Source organism: Actinosynnema sp. NPDC059335 (assembly GCF_042752395.1).
In the GTDB taxonomy this organism is placed as follows: domain Bacteria; phylum Actinomycetota; class Actinomycetes; order Mycobacteriales; family Pseudonocardiaceae; genus Actinosynnema.
This window is the reverse complement of sequence record NZ_JBHYXZ010000008.1, coordinates 13,136-29,354: the sequence shown is the minus strand read 5'-3', so window position 1 is coordinate 29,354 and position 16,219 is coordinate 13,136. Positions and strand designations below refer to the sequence as shown.

Genomic DNA, 16,219 nt, shown 5'->3' with positions numbered 1-16,219 from the left:
GCTGAAAACACTTGCAAAGTATTTCATTGCCCTCCGGCGGAACCGATCCGGAAGGACTCCCCATGACGCAGGACTGGTGGCGCGATGCCGTCATCTACCAGGTCTACGTGCGCAGCTTCGCCGACTCGGACGGCGACGGCGTCGGTGACCTGCCCGGCATCCGCTCCCGGCTGCCCTACCTGGCCGACCTCGGCGTGGACGCCGTCTGGATCACGCCGTTCTACACCTCGCCGATGGCCGACGGCGGCTACGACGTGGCGGACTACCGCACCGTCGATCCCCTCTTCGGCTCGAACGACGACGCGCGGGCACTGGTCCGGGAAGCGCACGAGCTGGGCATCCGGGTGATCGTGGACCTGGTCCCGAACCACACCAGCGACCGGCACGCCTGGTTCCAGGCCGCGCTGCGCGCCGCGCCGGGCTCGCCGGAACGCGCCCGCTACCACTTCCGCGACGGCCGCGGCGACCAGCCGCCGAACGACTGGGAGTCCGTGTTCGGCGGTCCCGCCTGGACCCGCGTCCCCGACGGCCAGTGGTACCTGCACCTGTTCGCGCCCGAGCAGCCGGACCTGAACTGGGACCAGCCGGAGGTCCGCGACGAGTTCCTGGACGTGCTGCGCTTCTGGCTCGACCTGGGCGTGGACGGCTTCCGCATCGACGTCGCGCACGGCATGGTCAAGGCCGACGGCCTGCCCGACGTGGGCACGCCCGGCCACCTCAAGCTGCTGGGCACCGAGGCGCTGCCGTTCTTCGACCAGGACGGCGTGCACGAGATCTACCGCGACTGGCGCAAGGTGCTCGACTCCTACCCGGGCAGCCGGATCGGCGTGGCCGAGGCGTGGACGCCCAGCCCCGAGCGCACCGCCCGCTACCTGCGCGCCGACGAGCTGCACCAGGCGTTCAACTTCCACTACCTGACCGCCGAGTGGAACGCCGCCGACCTCAAGCAGGTCATCGACGACTCGCTGGCCGCGATGCGCCCGGTCGCCGCGCCGACGACGTGGGTGCTGTCCAACCACGACGTGCAGCGGCACGTGACGCGGTACGGCAGCGTGGCCCGGGCGCGCGCCGCCGCGCTGCTGATGCTGGCGCTGCCCGGCAGCGCGTACGTCTACCAGGGCGAGGAGCTGGGCCTGCCCGAGGTGCTGGACCTGCCCGACGACGTGCTGCAGGACCCGGTGTGGGTGCGGTCCGGGCACACCGACCGCGGCCGCGACGGCTGCCGCGTGCCGATCCCGTGGACGCCGGACGGCCCGTCGTTCGGCTTCGGCGACGGCGGCTCGTGGCTGCCGCAGCCCGCCGACTGGGCGCGGTTGAGCGTGGCGAGCCAGCTCGGCGACCCGAACTCGGTGCTGGAGCTGTACCGCAGCGCGCTGCGCGTGCGGCGGGAGCACCCGGACCTCGGCGCGGGCTCGGACGTCGAGTGGCTGGACGTGCCGGAGGACGTGCTGTCGTTCCGTCGCGGGGCGTTCACCTGCGTGGTGAACTTCGGCCCGGACGTGGCGCGGCTGCCCCTCGACGGTCACGTGGTGCTCGCCTCGGGCGGTTGCGCCACCGAAGGCGCGGACGTCCTCGTGCCGCCGGACACGACCGTGTGGCTCTCGCGCCCGTAGAGTCACCCGGTGTGACAGCGCGGCTCAGTGACATCGCGACCCAGGCAGGCGTGAGCGAGGCGACGGTCAGCCGGGTCGTCAACGGCAAGCCGGGCGTCTCGGCCGCGACGCGCCAGGCGGTGGTCGCCGCGATGGACGTCCTCGGCTACGAGCGCCCGCCCCGGCTCCGCCAGCGCAGCGCCGGGCTGATCGGGTTGATCACCCCCGAGTTGAACAACCCGATCTTCCCGGCGTTCGCGCAGGTCATAGAGCAGGTGCTGACCCGCGACGGGTACACGCCGGTGCTGTGCACGCAGACGCCCGGCGGCTCCACCGAGGACCAGCTGACCGAGATGCTGGTCGACCGGGGCGTCACCGGGATCGTCTTCGTGTCCGGCCTGCACGCCGACACGACCGCCGACAAGGACCGGTACGTCAAGCTGGCCGGTCGCGGCGTGCCGTTCGTGATGATCAACGGCTACACCGACCAGGTGTCCGCGCCGTTCGTGTCGGTGGACAACCGGGCGGGCGTCCGGCTCGCCGTCTCCCACCTGGTGGAACTGGGGCACGAGCGGATCGGCCTGGCCGTCGGACCGCCCCGGTTCGTGCCCGCGCAGCGCATGGTGGAGGGCTTCACGCTCGTCCGGCCGCAGGCCGCCGACCTGGTGGAGCACTCGCTGTTCTCGGTCGAGGGCGGCCAGGCGGCGGCCAACGCCCTGCTGGACCGCGGCTGCACGGCCATCGTGTGCGGGAGCGACCTGATGGCGTTCGGCGCGATCCGCGCGGCCCGCCACCGCGGCCTGGACGTGCCGCGCGACGTGTCGGTGGTCGGGTTCGACGACTCCCCGCTGATCGTGTTCGCCGACCCGCCCCTGACCACGATCCGGCAACCGGTCGAGGCGATGGGGCAGGCCGCCGTGCACGCGTTGCTGGAGGAGATAGGCGGCACGCTGAGGAGCCCTCTCTCGGGCACGCACGCCGAGTTCGTGTTCCAGCCCGAGCTGGTGGTGCGCGGCTCGACCGGCGCGCGACCGAGATGACGCTGCTCGCGCGCAGGATGCGGGCCCAACGGCTCTCGCACCCGGCCGCCGATGTCACGGACCTGTTCGCCTCCGTGTTCGCCCTCCAGGCCCAGGACGTCCCGGCGGCACGGCTCGCGGCGCGCGCCCGGGGCGTGCGGTCCCTGGACGGTCCCCTGGTGCGCACCTGGGCGATGCGCGGCACCCTGCACCTGCTGCACGAGGACGACCTGTGGGTCGTGCGCCTGCTCGGACCGACGTTCATCGCCGCCGGACGGCGCCGCCGCGCGCAGCTCGGCCTCACCGACGCGCTGTGCGAACGCGCGCTGCCCGCGCTCCGCGAGATCCTGACCGAGCCGCTGGACCGCGCGGACGTCGTGCGCCGCCTGGCCGAGGTCGGCCTCCCGCTCGACCCGAAGTCGCAGGCCCCGGCACACCTGCTGGCGTTCGCCGCGCACTCCGGCGTGCTGTGCCGGGGCCTGGACGACACCTACCGCCTGCTGCGCGTCGACGCCGAGCCGCGCGGCGTGGACGAGCTGTGGCGGCGCTACCGGCGCGCCTACGGCCCGGCCACGCCCGACGACTTCGCCGCGTGGAGCGGCCTGCCCAAGCGCGAGGTGAAGGACCTGCCCGAGGTGGCCGACGAACCGGCCGAGCCGACCGGCGCGGTCCGCCTGCTGGGCCACTTCGACCCCTACCTGCTCGGCTACCGCGACCGCTCCGCCGCGCTCGCGCCCCGGCACGCGCCGCTCGTGCAGACCGGCGGCGGCTTCCTCACCCCGCACGTCGTGGTCGACGGACGGGTGGTCGCGGTGTGGCGGCGGACCGGCGCGCGGGTCGAGGTCCACCCGTTCGGTGAACGTCCCGACCTGGCGGAGGAGATCGCCGACCTGGGCCGGTTCCTCGACCTGGACGTCCGCTTAACCTGGGTGTAGCACGTCGATAAGGTCACGTCACGCATCGACACCGGGAGGCGCGTTCAAGTTGGGTGTGTTCGTCACGGGTGTGCGCCCGCGCTGGTCCGACATGGACGCGTTCGGCCACGTCAACCACGCCAACACGGTGACCTTGCTGGAAGAGGCCCGCATCGACCTGCTGTTCACCGAGGCGGCCCGGCACGGCGTGCCGGAGATGTCGCAGGGCATGGTGGTGGCCCGCCTCGTGGTGGACTACCTCGCGCCGGTGGTGTTCACCGGTGACGAGGTCCGCGTCGAGCTGTCCGTGCGGGAATTGAAGTCCGCGTCGTTCACGTTGGACTACACGGTCCGCGGCAGCCGCCAGGAGGGCAGCCCCGTCGTCACGACGGCGGAAACCCTCATGGTGCCGTACAACCTGACGGCCGGACGCCCGCGCCGTCTCCTCGAAGCCGAGCGCGACTTCCTCGCCGGCTGGCGTGCCGGAGGTAATGGTGCCTGAGTTGGTCCTCGCCGACCCCGCCGAGCGGGACGACCTCGGCGCGTTCGTCGCCCGTGCCGTGCGGCTGGACGGCCAAGCGGTGGTGCGGCTGCGCAACCGGGCGTCCGGCGGCCTGGTGGACGCCTGGGTCTCGACCCCGTTCGACACCCTGGCCACCCGCACCGTGGAGGGGCGGATCACGCCCGCCGACGTGACGGTGTCCGGGACCGATCTGCTCACCGGGCTGGCCGTGGTGCGCAGCGAGACCGTCGACCCCGGCCCGGCGCGCGACATGATGTGGCGCTCCGCGCTGCCGCCCGTCGCGGGCTGGCTGCCGGTGGACCGGCTGCCGGGCAGCGTCGTGTCCGAGCTGGCGGAGAAGGGCGTGGAGGTGGCGCGCGAGAACGCGGGCCCGCGCGGCACGCCGCCCGCCTCGCTGCTCGACCAGACGGTGATCACGGTCAGCGGGTCGGGGCTGGACGTGAAGGTGCCGATGCGGTGCCTGTTCGCGTTGTCCGGCATGGGTTTCCTGGGCGGCGACGACGTGCGCATCACCGCGACCGACTCGTGGCTGCGCATCGACGCCCGCTTCGGCGCGGTGGTCCGCCGCCGCCACTCCATGCTGCCGCTGCTGGTCTGACCCCGACTGGGCGCGGCCGTCCGGGACGGCCGCGCCCGCCTGTCCCGCTAGACCAGCCAGACCGCCGTGTCGGGCGGCAGCAGGCTGCCCTCCATCGGGCCGCTGGCCAGCAGCACCTCGCCCGGCGGCAGCGGCACCGGGCCGCCCGAGGTGTTCAGCGCGCAGATCAGCCCGCCGCCCTTGCGCCGGAACGCGAAGCAGCCGGGCGGCGCGCCGTACCACTCCAGCTCGTCGCCGCTGAAGGAGCCGTGCGACTTCCGCAGCTCCAGCGCGTGCCGGTAGAACGACAGCATCGACTCCGGGTCCTCGAGCTGCGACTCGGCGGTGAGGCCGGCCCACTCGTCCGGCTGCGGCAGCCAGGTGCTCACGCCCTGGGAGAAGCCGAACGGCGGCGCGTCGCCCTCCCACGGCAACGGCACCCGGCACCCGTCCCGGCCGCGCTGGGTGTGCCCGGACCGCAGCCAGATCGGGTCCTGCAACGCCCAGTCCGGCAGCTCCACGTCCGGCAGGCCCAGCTCCTCGCCGTTGTACAGGTAGACCACGCCCGGCAGCGCCAGCTGCACCAGCGCCATCGCCCGCGCCCGCTGCGCGCCGATCGCACCACCGCCGTACCGGGTCACGTGCCGCGGCACGTCGTGGTTGGACAACGTCCAGGTCGGCGGCGTGTCCAGGCCCTGGACCGCGCCCAGCGAGCGCTCGATCGCCGACCGCACCGCGTCCGCGTCGAACGACGCCTCGACCAGCCGGAAGTTGAACCCGAGGTGCAGCTCGTCGGGCCGCACGTAGCGGGCGAACCGCTCGTCGTCGGCGACCCAGATCTCCCCGACCGCCATCCGGCCCGGGTACTCGTCGATGACCTTGCGGATCATCCGGTGGACCTCGTGCACCCCGTCGTTGTCGAACCGGGGGTCCAGCGAGTTGTCGTGCATCACCCCCGCGCCCAGCCGGGCCCGCGGGTCGATGTTCGGCAACCCGAAGGGCTTGGCCATGCCGTGCGCGACGTCGATGCGGAACCCGTCCACCCCGCGGTCCAGCCAGAACCGCAGCGTGCGCGCCAGGTCGGCGGCGACCTCCGGGTTGTCCCAGTTCAGGTCGGGCTGCTCGGGGGTGAACAGGTGCAGGTACCACTGGCCGTCCGGGACCCGCGTCCACGCCGGCCCGCCGAACTGGCTCGGCCAGTTGTTCGGCGGCACGGACCCGTCGAACCCGCCGCCGTCCCGGAAGATGAACCGGTCCCGCTCGACCGAACCCGGCCCGGCCCGCAGCGCGGCCTGGAACCAGGGGTGCCGGTCGCTGGTGTGGTTGGGGACCAGGTCGATGGTGACGCGGAGGTTGTGCGCGTGCGCCTCGGCGACCAGCCGGTCGAACGCGGCCAGGTCGCCGAACAGCGGGTCGACGTCACGGGGATCGGCCACGTCGTAGCCGTGGTCGGCCATGGGCGAGGTGAAGAACGGCGTCAGCCAGAGGGCGTCCACGCCGAGGAGCTCCAGGTAGCCGAGCCGGGAGCGGATGCCGTCGAGGTCGCCCACGCCGTCGCCGTTCGCGTCGGCGAACGACCGCACGTAGACCTGGTAGAAGACGGCGTCACGCCACCAGGCGGACTCGTCGGCGATCTCTGGTCGGGGATCGGAGGATCGTCGCACGAGGAGTCATCCTGCCATTCGCGACCGACAGCACGACCCCGTTCGGGGGATCAAGGATCACACCCAGGCGTTCATCATGCTGTTCGCGGCCATCTCCAGGTACGCCCAGAGCACCTTGCGGTGCTCGGGGTCGAGGTCGACCGAGTCGACGCCGACCTTGATGCAGCGCAGCCAGGCGTCCCGTTCCGCGGGACCGATGACGAACGGCGCGTGCCGCATCCGCAACCGGGGGTGACCGCGGGTGTCGGAGTAGGTGTGCGGGCCGCCCCAGTACTGCATGAGGAACAGCCGGAACCGCTCCTCGGCGGGACCGAGGTCCTCTTCGGGGTACATGGGACGCAGGATCGGATCCTTCGCCACTTCCTCGTAGAAGCGCGCGACGATCTTGTGGAACGTCTCGTACCCGCCCACTGCTTCGTAGAAGTTGTCCGGAGGCGTGGTCACCCCTCCATCCTGCCTCAGCCGGGCCGCTCCGGACGTGGCCGGGGTGGCCGCCCGGTCCCGGCGGCGGTTGGCGAAGTGGTGGCGCACCGCCGCCGTCGCTGGTGACCGCCGCGCGCGGCACCCCATCCTGTGCCCGACGGCCCCCGCCGTGAGGGAGGACACGACATGGGCGAGGCCAACGCGGCGCTCCTGCACTGGTTCCGGCAGGCCGAGTGGACGCAGCTCGAACTGGCGCGCGCGGTCGGGCGGCTCGGCCAGGCCCGCGGCCACAACGTCGCGCCGGACAGCTCGCGGGTGCGGCGGTGGCTGGAGGGCGAACGGCCCCGGCACCCGGTGCCGGAGCTGCTGGTGGCGTTGTTCGCCGAACGGCTGGGCCGCCCCTTCACCGCCGCGGACCTCGGGCTGGCCGCGACGCCCACGACCCACGACCGGGTCTCCTGGGACCACCGGACCCTGGTCGCCACCGTGCAGGACTTCACCAGGAGCGATCTGATGATCAAACGCAGGGATGTGCTCGGCGCGACGGCGGCCCTGGCCACGGGCGCGGTGCTGGAGGGCAGGCTGGCCGGCTGGCTGCACCCCGACTCCCCGCCGCCGGCCGCGCCCGCGCTCGGCCCTGGGCGCATCGGCACGGCCGAGATCGCGGAGCTGGAGGCCGCGACCGGGACGTTCTGGACCTGGGACGCCCAACGCGGCGGCGGCCTGTACCGGGAGGCCGTGGTGGGGCAGCTCAAGGCCATGGCGGACCTGCTGGACCACAGCTACCCGGACGCGATCTCCCGCCGGTTGTTCCGCTCGACCGCGGACCTCGCCCGGCTGGCCGGCTGGATGTCCCACGACGTCGGGCTCCAGGTGACCGCGCAGCGGTACTTCACCCTGGCCCTGCACTGCGCCAAACGGGCCCGCGACACCGGGCTGGGCGTCGAGGTGCTGTCCCGGATGGCCCGACAGATGGTGCACGTCGGCAAACCGCGGGAGGCCCTGTCGCTGGTCGCGCTGGCCCGGCGCGGTTCGGCGGCCCGGCTCGACCCGATGGCGTCGGCCATGCTCGCGACCTGCGAGTCGTGGGCGCACGCGACCCTCGGCGACGTCGAGGCGGTGGACCGGGCGGTCGGGGACGCCGAGTCGCACTTCGCGAAGGCCGACCCCGACGAGACCCCGGCCTGGCTGTCCTACTTCGACCGGGCGGGCCTGGAGGGCATGGCGGCCCTGTCCTACCGCACCGCGGCCGAGCACCGGCCCGGCACGGAGGGCAAGGCCGAGCCGCACCTGGCCGAGGCGCTGCGCCTGCGCCGGGCCACCTACCAGCGGTCGAACCTGTTCGACGTCATCTCCCTGGTGGGCGTCCGCGTCCTGCAGGGCGAGCACGCGGAGGCGAACCGCCTCGCGTCCACCCTGCTGAGCCCGGCCGGCCGGATCAGCTCGACCCGGACCTTCGACCGCATCAACGCCATCCGCGACCGCGCCGAAGCCGACTCCGCCCACGCCAAGGACGCCCGCCCGCTGGTCGACACCCTGACCGCGCTGACCGCCGCCTGACACCCCGGCCAAGCCAGGGTCCGGCCCGTGCCTCGGCCGGGCGGTGGCCCGATCAACGCCCAGGTCGTGCGCGGGGCCTGACGACTACGCGGCAGTCGGGCACGGATCGCTGCTCGGCCCGGACCGCAGCCCGGATCCGGTCGGGTCGGGATTGGGCCGATCCGGGATCGCGATGGGCCGGGATCGCGATGGGCCGGTGTTGGGTGCCGGTGGCGGGTGCGCCGTGGCGTGGGGCGGTCGTGGGCTTGGCCGGTGGTGGTGGGCCGGTCGTGGGCTTGGCCGGTGGTGGTGGGCCGGTCGTGGGCTTGGCCGGTCGTGGTGGGCCGGTGGTGGGCCTGGTCGGTGGTGGGTGGGGTGGTGGGTGCAGGCGGTGGCGGGGTGGGCGCGGTTGCACGGCCCGCCCCGCCACCGGCCGGTCTCACGACTTCAGCGAGATCCCCGCCTCGTCCAGGGCGGGCATCAGGCGTGCGCGCAGGGCGCGCTGGACGGCCCACTGGCGGCCCGGCCGCACCTTCACCGTCACCCGCATCGTGATGCCCTCCGGCGTGACCTTCTCCACGCCCAGCACCTGCGGCTTGTCGGTGACGTCCTTGGCCAGCGACTCCTCAGCCGTCGCCTCGGTCACGGCCCGGGTCAGCACCTCGGTGGCCGAGGCCAGGTTCGCGCCGTAGGCGAGCGGCAGGTCGACCACGGCCACCGCGAAGCCCTGGGACGAGTTGCCGACCCGCATGATCTCGCCGTTGCGGACGTACCAGACGGTGCCGTTGGTGTCGCGGATCGTGGTGATCCGCAGCGCCACCGCCTCCACCGTGCCGGTCGCCGGCCCGAGGTCCACCACGTCCCCGACGCCGTACTGGTCCTCCAGCATCATGAACATGCCGGACAGGAAGTCCTTGACCAGGTTCTGCGCGCCGAAACCGAGGGCCACGCCGAGGATGCCCGCCGAGGTCAGGATCGGCGCGGGATTCATCCCCAGCTCGGTCAGCACCTGGATGAACGCCACGCCGAACACGATGATCGTGACGAACGACTTGAGCACCGAGCCGATCGTCTTGGCCCGCTGCTCGCGCCGCTCGGAGACCAGCGCGCCCAACGCCTGCGGCGCGCGTTCCCGCAGCGGCTTGAGCAGCTTCGGCTTGCGCCCGCCGTTGCCTCGGGTCATCCGGTCGATCAACCGGCGGAGCAGGAACCGGACCACCACCGCGATGATCACCGTCAAGGCGATCCGCAACGCACCCTCGGCGATCTTGGGCCCGTTGACCACCCACCACTCGACGGCGAGGGTCGACTCCACGTCCTCCAGCACCAGCTCAGTCCTCCGCTCACAACTCCAGGCCGGTCGCCCAGGCCAAGAAGGTCAACTGGTCCACGGCCAGGCCGACCGACCGGCTCACCGATCGGCCCGCGTGCCCCACCTCGGTCTCGCGGCGGAGCAGCACCGGGTGCTTGGTCGGATCACTCGACGTCGCGTGTTGCAGCGCCGCGCACATCTTCCGGGCGTGGTTGGGGTCCACGCGGCTGTCCGACTCGAAGACCGTGAACAGCACCGAAGGGTACTCAACGCCCGGCCGGACCCGGTGGTACGGGGAGTAGGCCAGCAGCCACTCCAGCTCCTCGGGCACCGACGCGGAGCCGTACTCCTCGGCCCACAGCCGCCCCAGCAGGAAGTTCTCGTAACGGACCATGTCGAGCAGTGGCGCCGAGCACACGACCGCCGCGTACAGCTCCGGCCGCTGGGTCAGCGCCGCCCCGACCAGCAGCCCGCCGTTCGACCCGCCCATGATCGACAACTGCTGCGGCGTGGTCCAGCCGTCGGCGATCAGCCGCTCGGCCGCCGCGTGGAAGTCGTCGAACACGTTCTGCTTGTGCTCCCGCATGCCCGCCCGGTGCCATTCCTCACCCTCCTCGTCACCGCCCCGCAACGACGCGTGCGCCCAGACGCCGCCCGCCTCGACCCACGCCAGCGTGGTCGCGCTGTACCCCGGACCGCGGCCCACCGCGAACCCGCCGTAGCCGGTGAGCAGCGCCGGCCGGGGCAGGTCCGGCTGCCGCGCGCCGGACACCACGAACATTCGCACGACCGTGCCGTCGGATGACGTGTACGAGACCTGTTGTGTGGACAACTCGGGGAGGGTCACCGTTCCGGGTGCCGCCGCGTGCAGCTCCGTCCGGCCCTCCGAGAGCGAGTACCGGTACACCGACAAGGGCGTGGTGAAGTCCGACCAGCCGAACCACAGCACGTCCCGGTCCGCAACGGTCGCCGCGTCGGCTGTGGACAACCCGTGCACCGACCCCGTCCCCGGCAGCGGGATCTCCCGCAGGTGCTCGCCCGTCACGGGGGAGTGCAGGTGCAGCTCCGACACCGCGTGCCGGGTCCGCAGCACCACCAGCGACCCGTCCAGCCACGTCACCGCGTCCAGCACCGAGTCGGGCTGCTCGGCCACCAGCTCGGTCCACTCCGTCGGCCGCTCCGGGTCGGCCACGCACAGCCGGAACCGGGGCGCGTCGCGGCTCGTGCGCAGGTAGAGCCGCCCGTCCGGCTCGACCGACGCGGTGCACTGCACGTCGTCGGAGTCCAGCACGACCGGCCGCAGCTCGCCGGAGCCGTGCAGGTCCGCGATCCACACCGAGTCGCGCCGCACGGTGCCGGGCGCGCCGTTCACCAGCAGCCACCGGCCGTCCTCCGACAGCGACAGCCCGTAGTAGTAGGTGTGGTCCAGCCCGTCGCCGTGCACGTTCACGTCCTCGGACGCGGGCGAGCCCACCCGGTGCCGCCACACCCGCCGGTGGAACTGCCGCTCGTCCTCGGGCACCAGCGCCGGGTCCACCCGCCGCACGTAGAAGAACTCCTCGCCGCCGGGCAGCCAGCCCACCGGCGAGTACCGGCAGCGGTCGATCGGCCCGTCCAGCAGCTCCCCGGTGTCCACGTCCACGACGTGCAGCAACGAGTGCTCGTCGCCGCCGACGGACACCTGGTAGGCCAGCCGGGTGCCCTCGCGCGAGGGCGACCACCGGTCGAGCGTGGTCCGCCCGGACGGGTCGAGCGCGGACACGTCCAGCAGCACCCGCTCCACGCCGTCCACCAGCACGTACAGCACGGGGTGGTCCTGGTCCGGCCCGCGCCGGGTGTAGAACGCGCGCCCCGCCCGCCACACGGGCGTGCCCACGGAGCCGGTCCGCATCAGCTCGCCGAGCCGGGCGGCCAGCGCCTCGCGGCCGGGCAGGGCGTCCAGCCACGATCGCGCCAGGGCGTCCTGCGCGGCGGACCACGCCTCGGTGCGGGGGTCCGCAGCGTCCTCGAGGGCCCGGTAGGGATCGGCCACCGCGTGGCCGTGCAGGTCCTCGACGAGGTCGAGGCGCGGGGCGTCGGGGTAGGTGATCGTCGCAGGCAGCGCTGCGCGGGAAGCATCGGTCACCTTCCCCAGCGTAGCCGGCGTGATGAAAACCATCACCGATAGGTGCCTGTTCACCCGGGTTTCGCCCACGGCTTCGTGACACGTCACATATCACAGGTGATTTTTGGGGTCGATCTGTGGTCTGCTATGGCTGAACCGGTGGAGGTGGTCGCGTGCCAGACCGACAACCCACCCCGATCGGCGCCCTGGTGAACACCGGGATCGCGTCGTCGGTCCCGTCCGGCCAAAAACAGCTCTCGGCGACCGCCGTGCACGCCGTGGCCGGCGGGGAGGGAACCGGTCCGGCCCCCGTGGCGCTGCCCTGGGGCAGGCGCAAGGTGCTGCTCCTCAACGCCACGTTCGAACCCCTCACCGCGCTGCCGCTGCGCCGTGCCGTGGTGCTCGTGGTGTGCGGGAAGGCGGAGGTCGTGCACGGCGACCCGGCGGGTGCGGTGGTGCACTCCTCGACGTCCCAGGTGGTCGTCCCGTCGGTGATCCGGCTGGCGAACTACGTGCGGGTGCCCTACCGCGGCCGCGTGCCGCTCACCCGGGCCGGGCTGATGCACCGCGACCGGTACCGCTGCGCGTACTGCGGCGGCCGCGCCGAGACCATCGACCACGTGGTGCCGCGCAGCCGCGGCGGCCCCCACTCGTGGACGAACTGCGTGGCCTGCTGCGCCAAGTGCAACCACCGCAAGGCCGACAAGCTCCTCTCGGAGTTGGGCTGGCGGCTGCGCGTGGTGCCCAGCGCTCCCCGCGGGCCGCACTGGCGGCTGCTGGCCGGCGTCACCGAGGCCGACCCGCTCTGGCTGCCCTACCTCGGCGAGCCCGCGGCCTGACGCCCGCCCTCACACCGACACGACCCGCTCCGGGCCGTCGTCCGTGATGCGCACGGATCCCGACGTGATGCGCACGGAACCGGACGTGATGCGCACCGATCCGGACGTGATGCGCACGGACCCCACGGTCGTGATCCGGACGGAGCCGTCCGTCGCCCCGGTGATGCGAACGGAGCCGGCGTTGGTGGCCCGGACGGAGTCTTCGGAGGTGATGCGGACCGAGTCGGCCTGCACCGACGGAGGCTGAACAGTGGTAACGCTCTGCTCCGATTGGGTGTACGACGAAAGGGTGAGGGCGGCGACCAGAACGAGGTTCAGGGTGTACATGTCGTGTCCTCCGAGACTCATCGGGCGGGAATTGGTCTCCGGATTCGGATGCGCAAGACCCGTACAGGTGAAAAGCTAGAAGCCGAGTGGGCCCAGGACAAGACGCCAAACCGGCCGCCATTCGCCTCCGTCCGGGGGAAGGCCGACCGGGCGTACGCGCTGCGACGATCGAGCCGGAGAGCTAGTGCATTCGGCACCGATGAGTACCGAGAGTGACGTCGTCCCAGGTAGGGGTCACGCGGATCACACACGCACATGCCAAGTGGCGAGGCCACATCACGGACAGCCGTGCACCGGTCGGGCCGGGGCGGCGTCCCGGGATGCGGTCGCCGCCCTCCGCGTAGTCCCGAACCGCGCCCGCGGGGGCTCGTTCACAGTTCTCCGGGCGGTCCGACGACCCCGCGCGCCGGGGCCGACCCCCACCAGTGCGGAGACGGGTGCCCCTCGCCCTGAGGTGACCAGGCCGATCGGTTACCGTAGCCGCCGTGACCATCGTGGAGACCGTGCTCGTCTTCGCGCTGATCCCGCTGGCCATCTACGGCGTGATCACGCTACTGACGCTGAGGCCGAAGGCCACCCGCATTCAGCGGTACCGGCCCGGCCAGGAGTGGAACTACGCCCCCGTCTGGTGGACCGCGAACCCGGCGGGCCTGCCCGGCGGCGCGCACCAGGCCGTCCCGGCCCCGGTCGAGGGCCGCACCGCCAAGGGAGGTGCCCGTGGCAACTGGTGAGCTGACGAAGGCGGAGGTGGACCCGTCGACCCTCCCGGTCGGCACGGTCGTCACCAACAGCGGCCGGGTGTCCGCCGCGAAGATGTACGAGCCGCACGCCCCGAGCCTGCCGTTCACCCCGGTGCAGCTCGCGAGCCTGGACGAGGCGCTGACGCTGGCCAGCCGCACCACCGGGCTGGACTTCAGCGTGTACCTCGGCGAGCTGGGGGCGGACTCCCGCGCGCGGGCCGAGGAGCTGCACGCGAGCACCACGCGCCCGTCGCACGCCGTGCTCGTCGCGGTGTCGCCCGGTGAGCGCCGGGTCGAGGTGGTGACCGGCGAGGAGTCCCACCGCCGGATCGCCGACCGCGGCGCGAAGCTCGCGGTGATGAGCATGGTCGCCTCCTTCAAGGAGGGCGACCTCGCGGGCGGCCTGGTGAGCGGCCTGCGGATGCTGACCGACCAGGCGGGCCACGCGCCCAGGACCGCCTGACGCACGACGACGTGAAGGCCCCGGCGAACCTCGCCGGGGCCTTCGTCGTCAGCGGGCCTTGAGCGCGTTCACGAACGCCCTGAGGCGCGCCGGGCTGACGTCGAGGACGACGTCGGGGTTCTTGCTGTCGCGCACCGCGCCGAGGTGGTGGGCCACCTCGACGCAGTCGCTGTCGCTGACGCTCTTGCTGGACTTCTTCCACCGCACGGTCATGCGACTCCTGTCGTCCGTTGCACCTCCTTCGCGATGAGTTCGAACGATTGCTCCGGGCTCATCGCGACCTTGAGCAACTCTGGCACGCACGCCTCGAAGCCGGCTACGGTGGCGGGCTCCTGGACGAACACCGAGCTGACCGGGTTCTCCAGGTGCGCGAACGCGGTCCCGTCGCATTTCAGCAGCATGAACGCGCCGCCGAGCCCGCGGTGCCACCCGATGGCGGTGGGCACGATCCGCAGGTCGACGTTCTCGTGGGCGCTCATCATCAGCAGGTGGTCGAACTGCTCGGCCATGACCTCCCGGGTGCCGATCCGCTGGCTCAACACGGCCTCGCCGATCAGGGCGGTGTAGCGGACCGGGTTGCGGCGGGTGAGGATGTCGCGCCGCCCCATCCGGACCGCGACGCGGGTGGCCACCTCCTCGTCGGGGATGCGCGCGGCCTCCATGATCGTGCGGGTGTAGGAGCTGACCTGGAGCAGGCCGGGGATGATCAGCGGTGCCCAGCTCACCACCTCCCTGGCCATCTGCTCGACCTCCACGAGGGCCGCGAGCTGCACGCGGCGCTCGGGCAACTCGATCACCGCGAGGGGTGATCCGCTCGGGTCGTCGGTCATCGCGAGGATTTCTTCGCGATCCCGCTCGGAGATGTGCAGGGGTTCGAGGATGCGGATGACTTCGGTCCGCGTCGGCACGCGCAGGCCGTTCTCGTTGCGCGAGAGCAACGAATGTACGATGCCAATCTTCTTTGCGAGTGCGCGTTGGCTGAGATTGTTGGCCTTTCGTGCGTTGCGCAGGCGCGCTCCCAAAGCGATGGCCTTCGAGGTATTGCGGTTCATGGGAATGCACCTTAAGGCTGGACCGGTGGTCAAGTCTCTCGCTCGAAAAGGGTATTGACCGGCTGTTGCGTGCCCGACCAAGGTGTTGTGCACCAGCTACCGGCCAGTCCGCACGCTGGTCGGGCATGCACGGCGGGTGGTGGAGCGCGCGGGGAGTGCGCAGCGCCCACCACTCGCCGTGCCTTTTCATTCGCAGTGTGAACGGGGTTGTCGATGGAGTCCGAAGAAAAGCCGCCTGCGCGGCTGAGCACCGCCCGCAGCAGGGAATTGGGAGAGGAGTTGCGCCGGGTCCGACACCGGGCGCGGCTGTCCTCCGGTTACGTCGCCGAGGCGTTGGGGTGGTCGTTGGGGAAGTTGTCGAAACTCGAAACCGGCAGTCGCGGCACGAGCGCGTGGGAAATCGGGACGCTGCTCGGCCGGTGCGGCGCGGACAAACCGACGCGGGACCGGATCCTGGCGTTGGCCAGCGAACTGGACACGGGCAGCTTTCTGCGGCTGCACGACCCGTGGCCGGACACGCTCACGGCGCTGTCGATGCACGAGCACGCGGCGCGCACCGTGGCGACCTACGAGCCGCTGGTGGTGCCGAGCCTGGCGCAGACCGAGGACTACGCGTACGCGTTGACCAACGACCGGGAGATGACGCAGGCGCGCATGGACCGGCAGGACACGCTGCGCAGGCCGGGCGGCCCGGAGACGGTCATCTACATCCACGAGGCCGCGTTGCGGGTCGTCGTGGGCGACGCGAAGGTGATGCGGGACCAGATGCTGCGGCTGACGCTGATGTGCGGGTGGGCGCGCATCAGCCCGCGGATCGTGCCGATGAGCGCGCCGTCGCACGAGGCGCTGCGCCACGCGGCGACGGTGCTGACGTTCGCCTCGCCGATCAAGCCGCTGGCGTACGCGGAGACCGAGGCGGCGACCGTGTTCCACGACGACCCGGACGCGGTCAGCGCCTACCAGGTGAAGATGCGCCGGCTGGACCAGCTCGTCCTGACCGCCGCCCAGTCGCGCGACGTGTTCGCCCGGTGGGCCGACGCCTACGACCGCGACACCCGCTCGGCCCCGGACGCGCGACGGGACGAAGCCTGAGGCCCCGCCCCGTCGCGCACGTCGACCTGTTGTCGGATT

General features: G+C 72.3%; 17 protein-coding genes. 10 read left to right on the top strand and 7 right to left on the bottom strand.

The annotated features are described in order from the left end of the window. Window positions 1-62: 62 nt before the first annotated feature. From ACFXGA_RS04200 to ACFXGA_RS04180, 5 genes are read left to right on the top strand one after another with little or no spacing between them, the layout of a single operon-like run. On the top strand, window positions 63-1,613 hold the full coding sequence (locus tag ACFXGA_RS04200; RefSeq protein WP_378084232.1) for a glycoside hydrolase family 13 protein: 1,551 nt from the start codon (window positions 63-65) through the stop codon (window positions 1,611-1,613). 11 nt (window positions 1,614-1,624) lie between these two features. Then, window positions 1,625-2,632: a LacI family DNA-binding transcriptional regulator gene (locus ACFXGA_RS04195; protein ID WP_378084230.1), complete on the top strand. Its 1,008-nt coding sequence runs from the start codon at window positions 1,625-1,627 to the stop codon at window positions 2,630-2,632. Next, window positions 2,629-3,546 carry a DNA glycosylase AlkZ-like family protein gene (locus tag ACFXGA_RS04190; protein ID WP_378084228.1) on the top strand — a complete coding sequence of 306 codons (918 nt, stop codon included), beginning with the start codon at window positions 2,629-2,631 and terminating at the stop codon, window positions 3,544-3,546. Before ACFXGA_RS04195 ends, ACFXGA_RS04190 begins: the two co-directional genes overlap by 4 nt. A gap of 49 nt (window positions 3,547-3,595) precedes the next feature. Next, window positions 3,596-4,027, top strand: coding sequence for an acyl-CoA thioesterase (locus ACFXGA_RS04185; RefSeq protein ID WP_378084226.1), 432 nt, complete (start codon window positions 3,596-3,598; stop codon window positions 4,025-4,027). After that, on the top strand, window positions 4,020-4,646 hold the full coding sequence (locus tag ACFXGA_RS04180) for a hypothetical protein (protein WP_378084224.1): 627 nt from the start codon (window positions 4,020-4,022) through the stop codon (window positions 4,644-4,646). Before ACFXGA_RS04185 ends, ACFXGA_RS04180 begins: the two co-directional genes overlap by 8 nt. Window positions 4,647-4,693: 47 nt before the next feature. Here ACFXGA_RS04180 and ACFXGA_RS04175 read toward each other — a convergent pair whose 3' ends face one another. Next, complete coding sequence (locus ACFXGA_RS04175) at window positions 4,694-6,289, bottom strand: glycoside hydrolase family 13 protein (protein ID WP_378084222.1); 1,596 nt, start codon at window positions 6,287-6,289, stop codon at window positions 4,694-4,696. A 57-nt stretch (window positions 6,290-6,346) separates the two neighbouring features. Beyond that, window positions 6,347-6,733 carry a globin gene (locus ACFXGA_RS04170; RefSeq protein ID WP_378084219.1) on the bottom strand — a complete coding sequence of 129 codons (387 nt, stop codon included), beginning with the start codon at window positions 6,731-6,733 and terminating at the stop codon, window positions 6,347-6,349. A 165-nt stretch (window positions 6,734-6,898) separates the two neighbouring features. Between ACFXGA_RS04170 and ACFXGA_RS04165 the strand changes: the two genes are divergently transcribed. Then, window positions 6,899-8,272, top strand: a complete 1,374-nt coding sequence (locus ACFXGA_RS04165; RefSeq protein ID WP_378084217.1) for a hypothetical protein — start codon at window positions 6,899-6,901, stop codon at window positions 8,270-8,272. A 418-nt stretch (window positions 8,273-8,690) separates the two neighbouring features. Here the strand turns inward: ACFXGA_RS04165 and ACFXGA_RS04160 are convergent, their stop codons facing one another. Both ACFXGA_RS04160 and ACFXGA_RS04155 read right to left on the bottom strand, forming a co-directional pair. Next, window positions 8,691-9,578, bottom strand: coding sequence for a mechanosensitive ion channel family protein (locus tag ACFXGA_RS04160; protein ID WP_378084215.1), 888 nt, complete (start codon window positions 9,576-9,578; stop codon window positions 8,691-8,693). 16 nt (window positions 9,579-9,594) lie between these two features. Then, window positions 9,595-11,688, bottom strand: coding sequence for a prolyl oligopeptidase family protein (locus ACFXGA_RS04155; protein WP_378084213.1), 2,094 nt, complete (start codon window positions 11,686-11,688; stop codon window positions 9,595-9,597). Between the two features lie 152 nt (window positions 11,689-11,840). Here ACFXGA_RS04155 and ACFXGA_RS04150 point away from each other — a divergent pair, with 152 nt between their 5' ends. Next, a complete protein-coding gene (locus ACFXGA_RS04150) occupies window positions 11,841-12,506 on the top strand; it encodes an HNH endonuclease (protein ID WP_378084211.1) in 666 nt (221 codons plus the stop codon). Window positions 12,507-12,515: 9 nt separating this feature from the next. On the opposite strand, the gene ACFXGA_RS04145 is transcribed toward ACFXGA_RS04150, so the two are convergent. Further along, window positions 12,516-12,833 carry a hypothetical protein gene (locus ACFXGA_RS04145; RefSeq protein WP_378084209.1) on the bottom strand — a complete coding sequence of 106 codons (318 nt, stop codon included), beginning with the start codon at window positions 12,831-12,833 and terminating at the stop codon, window positions 12,516-12,518. A 485-nt stretch (window positions 12,834-13,318) separates the two neighbouring features. Between ACFXGA_RS04145 and ACFXGA_RS04140 the strand changes: the two genes are divergently transcribed. After that, the gene (locus ACFXGA_RS04140) at window positions 13,319-13,564 is read left to right on the top strand and encodes a hypothetical protein (RefSeq protein ID WP_378084207.1); all 246 of its coding nucleotides are present in this window, start codon (window positions 13,319-13,321) and stop codon (window positions 13,562-13,564) included. Beyond that, window positions 13,551-14,036 (top strand): DUF5130 family protein, encoded by a 486-nt coding sequence (locus ACFXGA_RS04135; RefSeq protein ID WP_378084205.1) that lies wholly within the window; start codon window positions 13,551-13,553, stop codon window positions 14,034-14,036. The genes ACFXGA_RS04140 and ACFXGA_RS04135 overlap by 14 nt, the downstream gene beginning before the upstream one ends. Before the next feature lie 48 nt (window positions 14,037-14,084). Here the strand turns inward: ACFXGA_RS04135 and ACFXGA_RS04130 are convergent, their stop codons facing one another. Further along, window positions 14,085-14,249: a DUF397 domain-containing protein gene (locus ACFXGA_RS04130; protein ID WP_378084203.1), complete on the bottom strand. Its 165-nt coding sequence runs from the start codon at window positions 14,247-14,249 to the stop codon at window positions 14,085-14,087. Further along, window positions 14,246-15,088: a helix-turn-helix domain-containing protein gene (locus ACFXGA_RS04125; protein ID WP_378084201.1), complete on the bottom strand. Its 843-nt coding sequence runs from the start codon at window positions 15,086-15,088 to the stop codon at window positions 14,246-14,248. Before ACFXGA_RS04125 ends, ACFXGA_RS04130 begins: the two co-directional genes overlap by 4 nt. A gap of 213 nt (window positions 15,089-15,301) precedes the next feature. Between ACFXGA_RS04125 and ACFXGA_RS04120 the strand changes: the two genes are divergently transcribed. Then, window positions 15,302-16,180, top strand: a complete 879-nt coding sequence (locus ACFXGA_RS04120) for a helix-turn-helix domain-containing protein (protein ID WP_378084199.1) — start codon at window positions 15,302-15,304, stop codon at window positions 16,178-16,180. The last annotated feature ends 39 nt before the right edge of the window (window positions 16,181-16,219 follow it).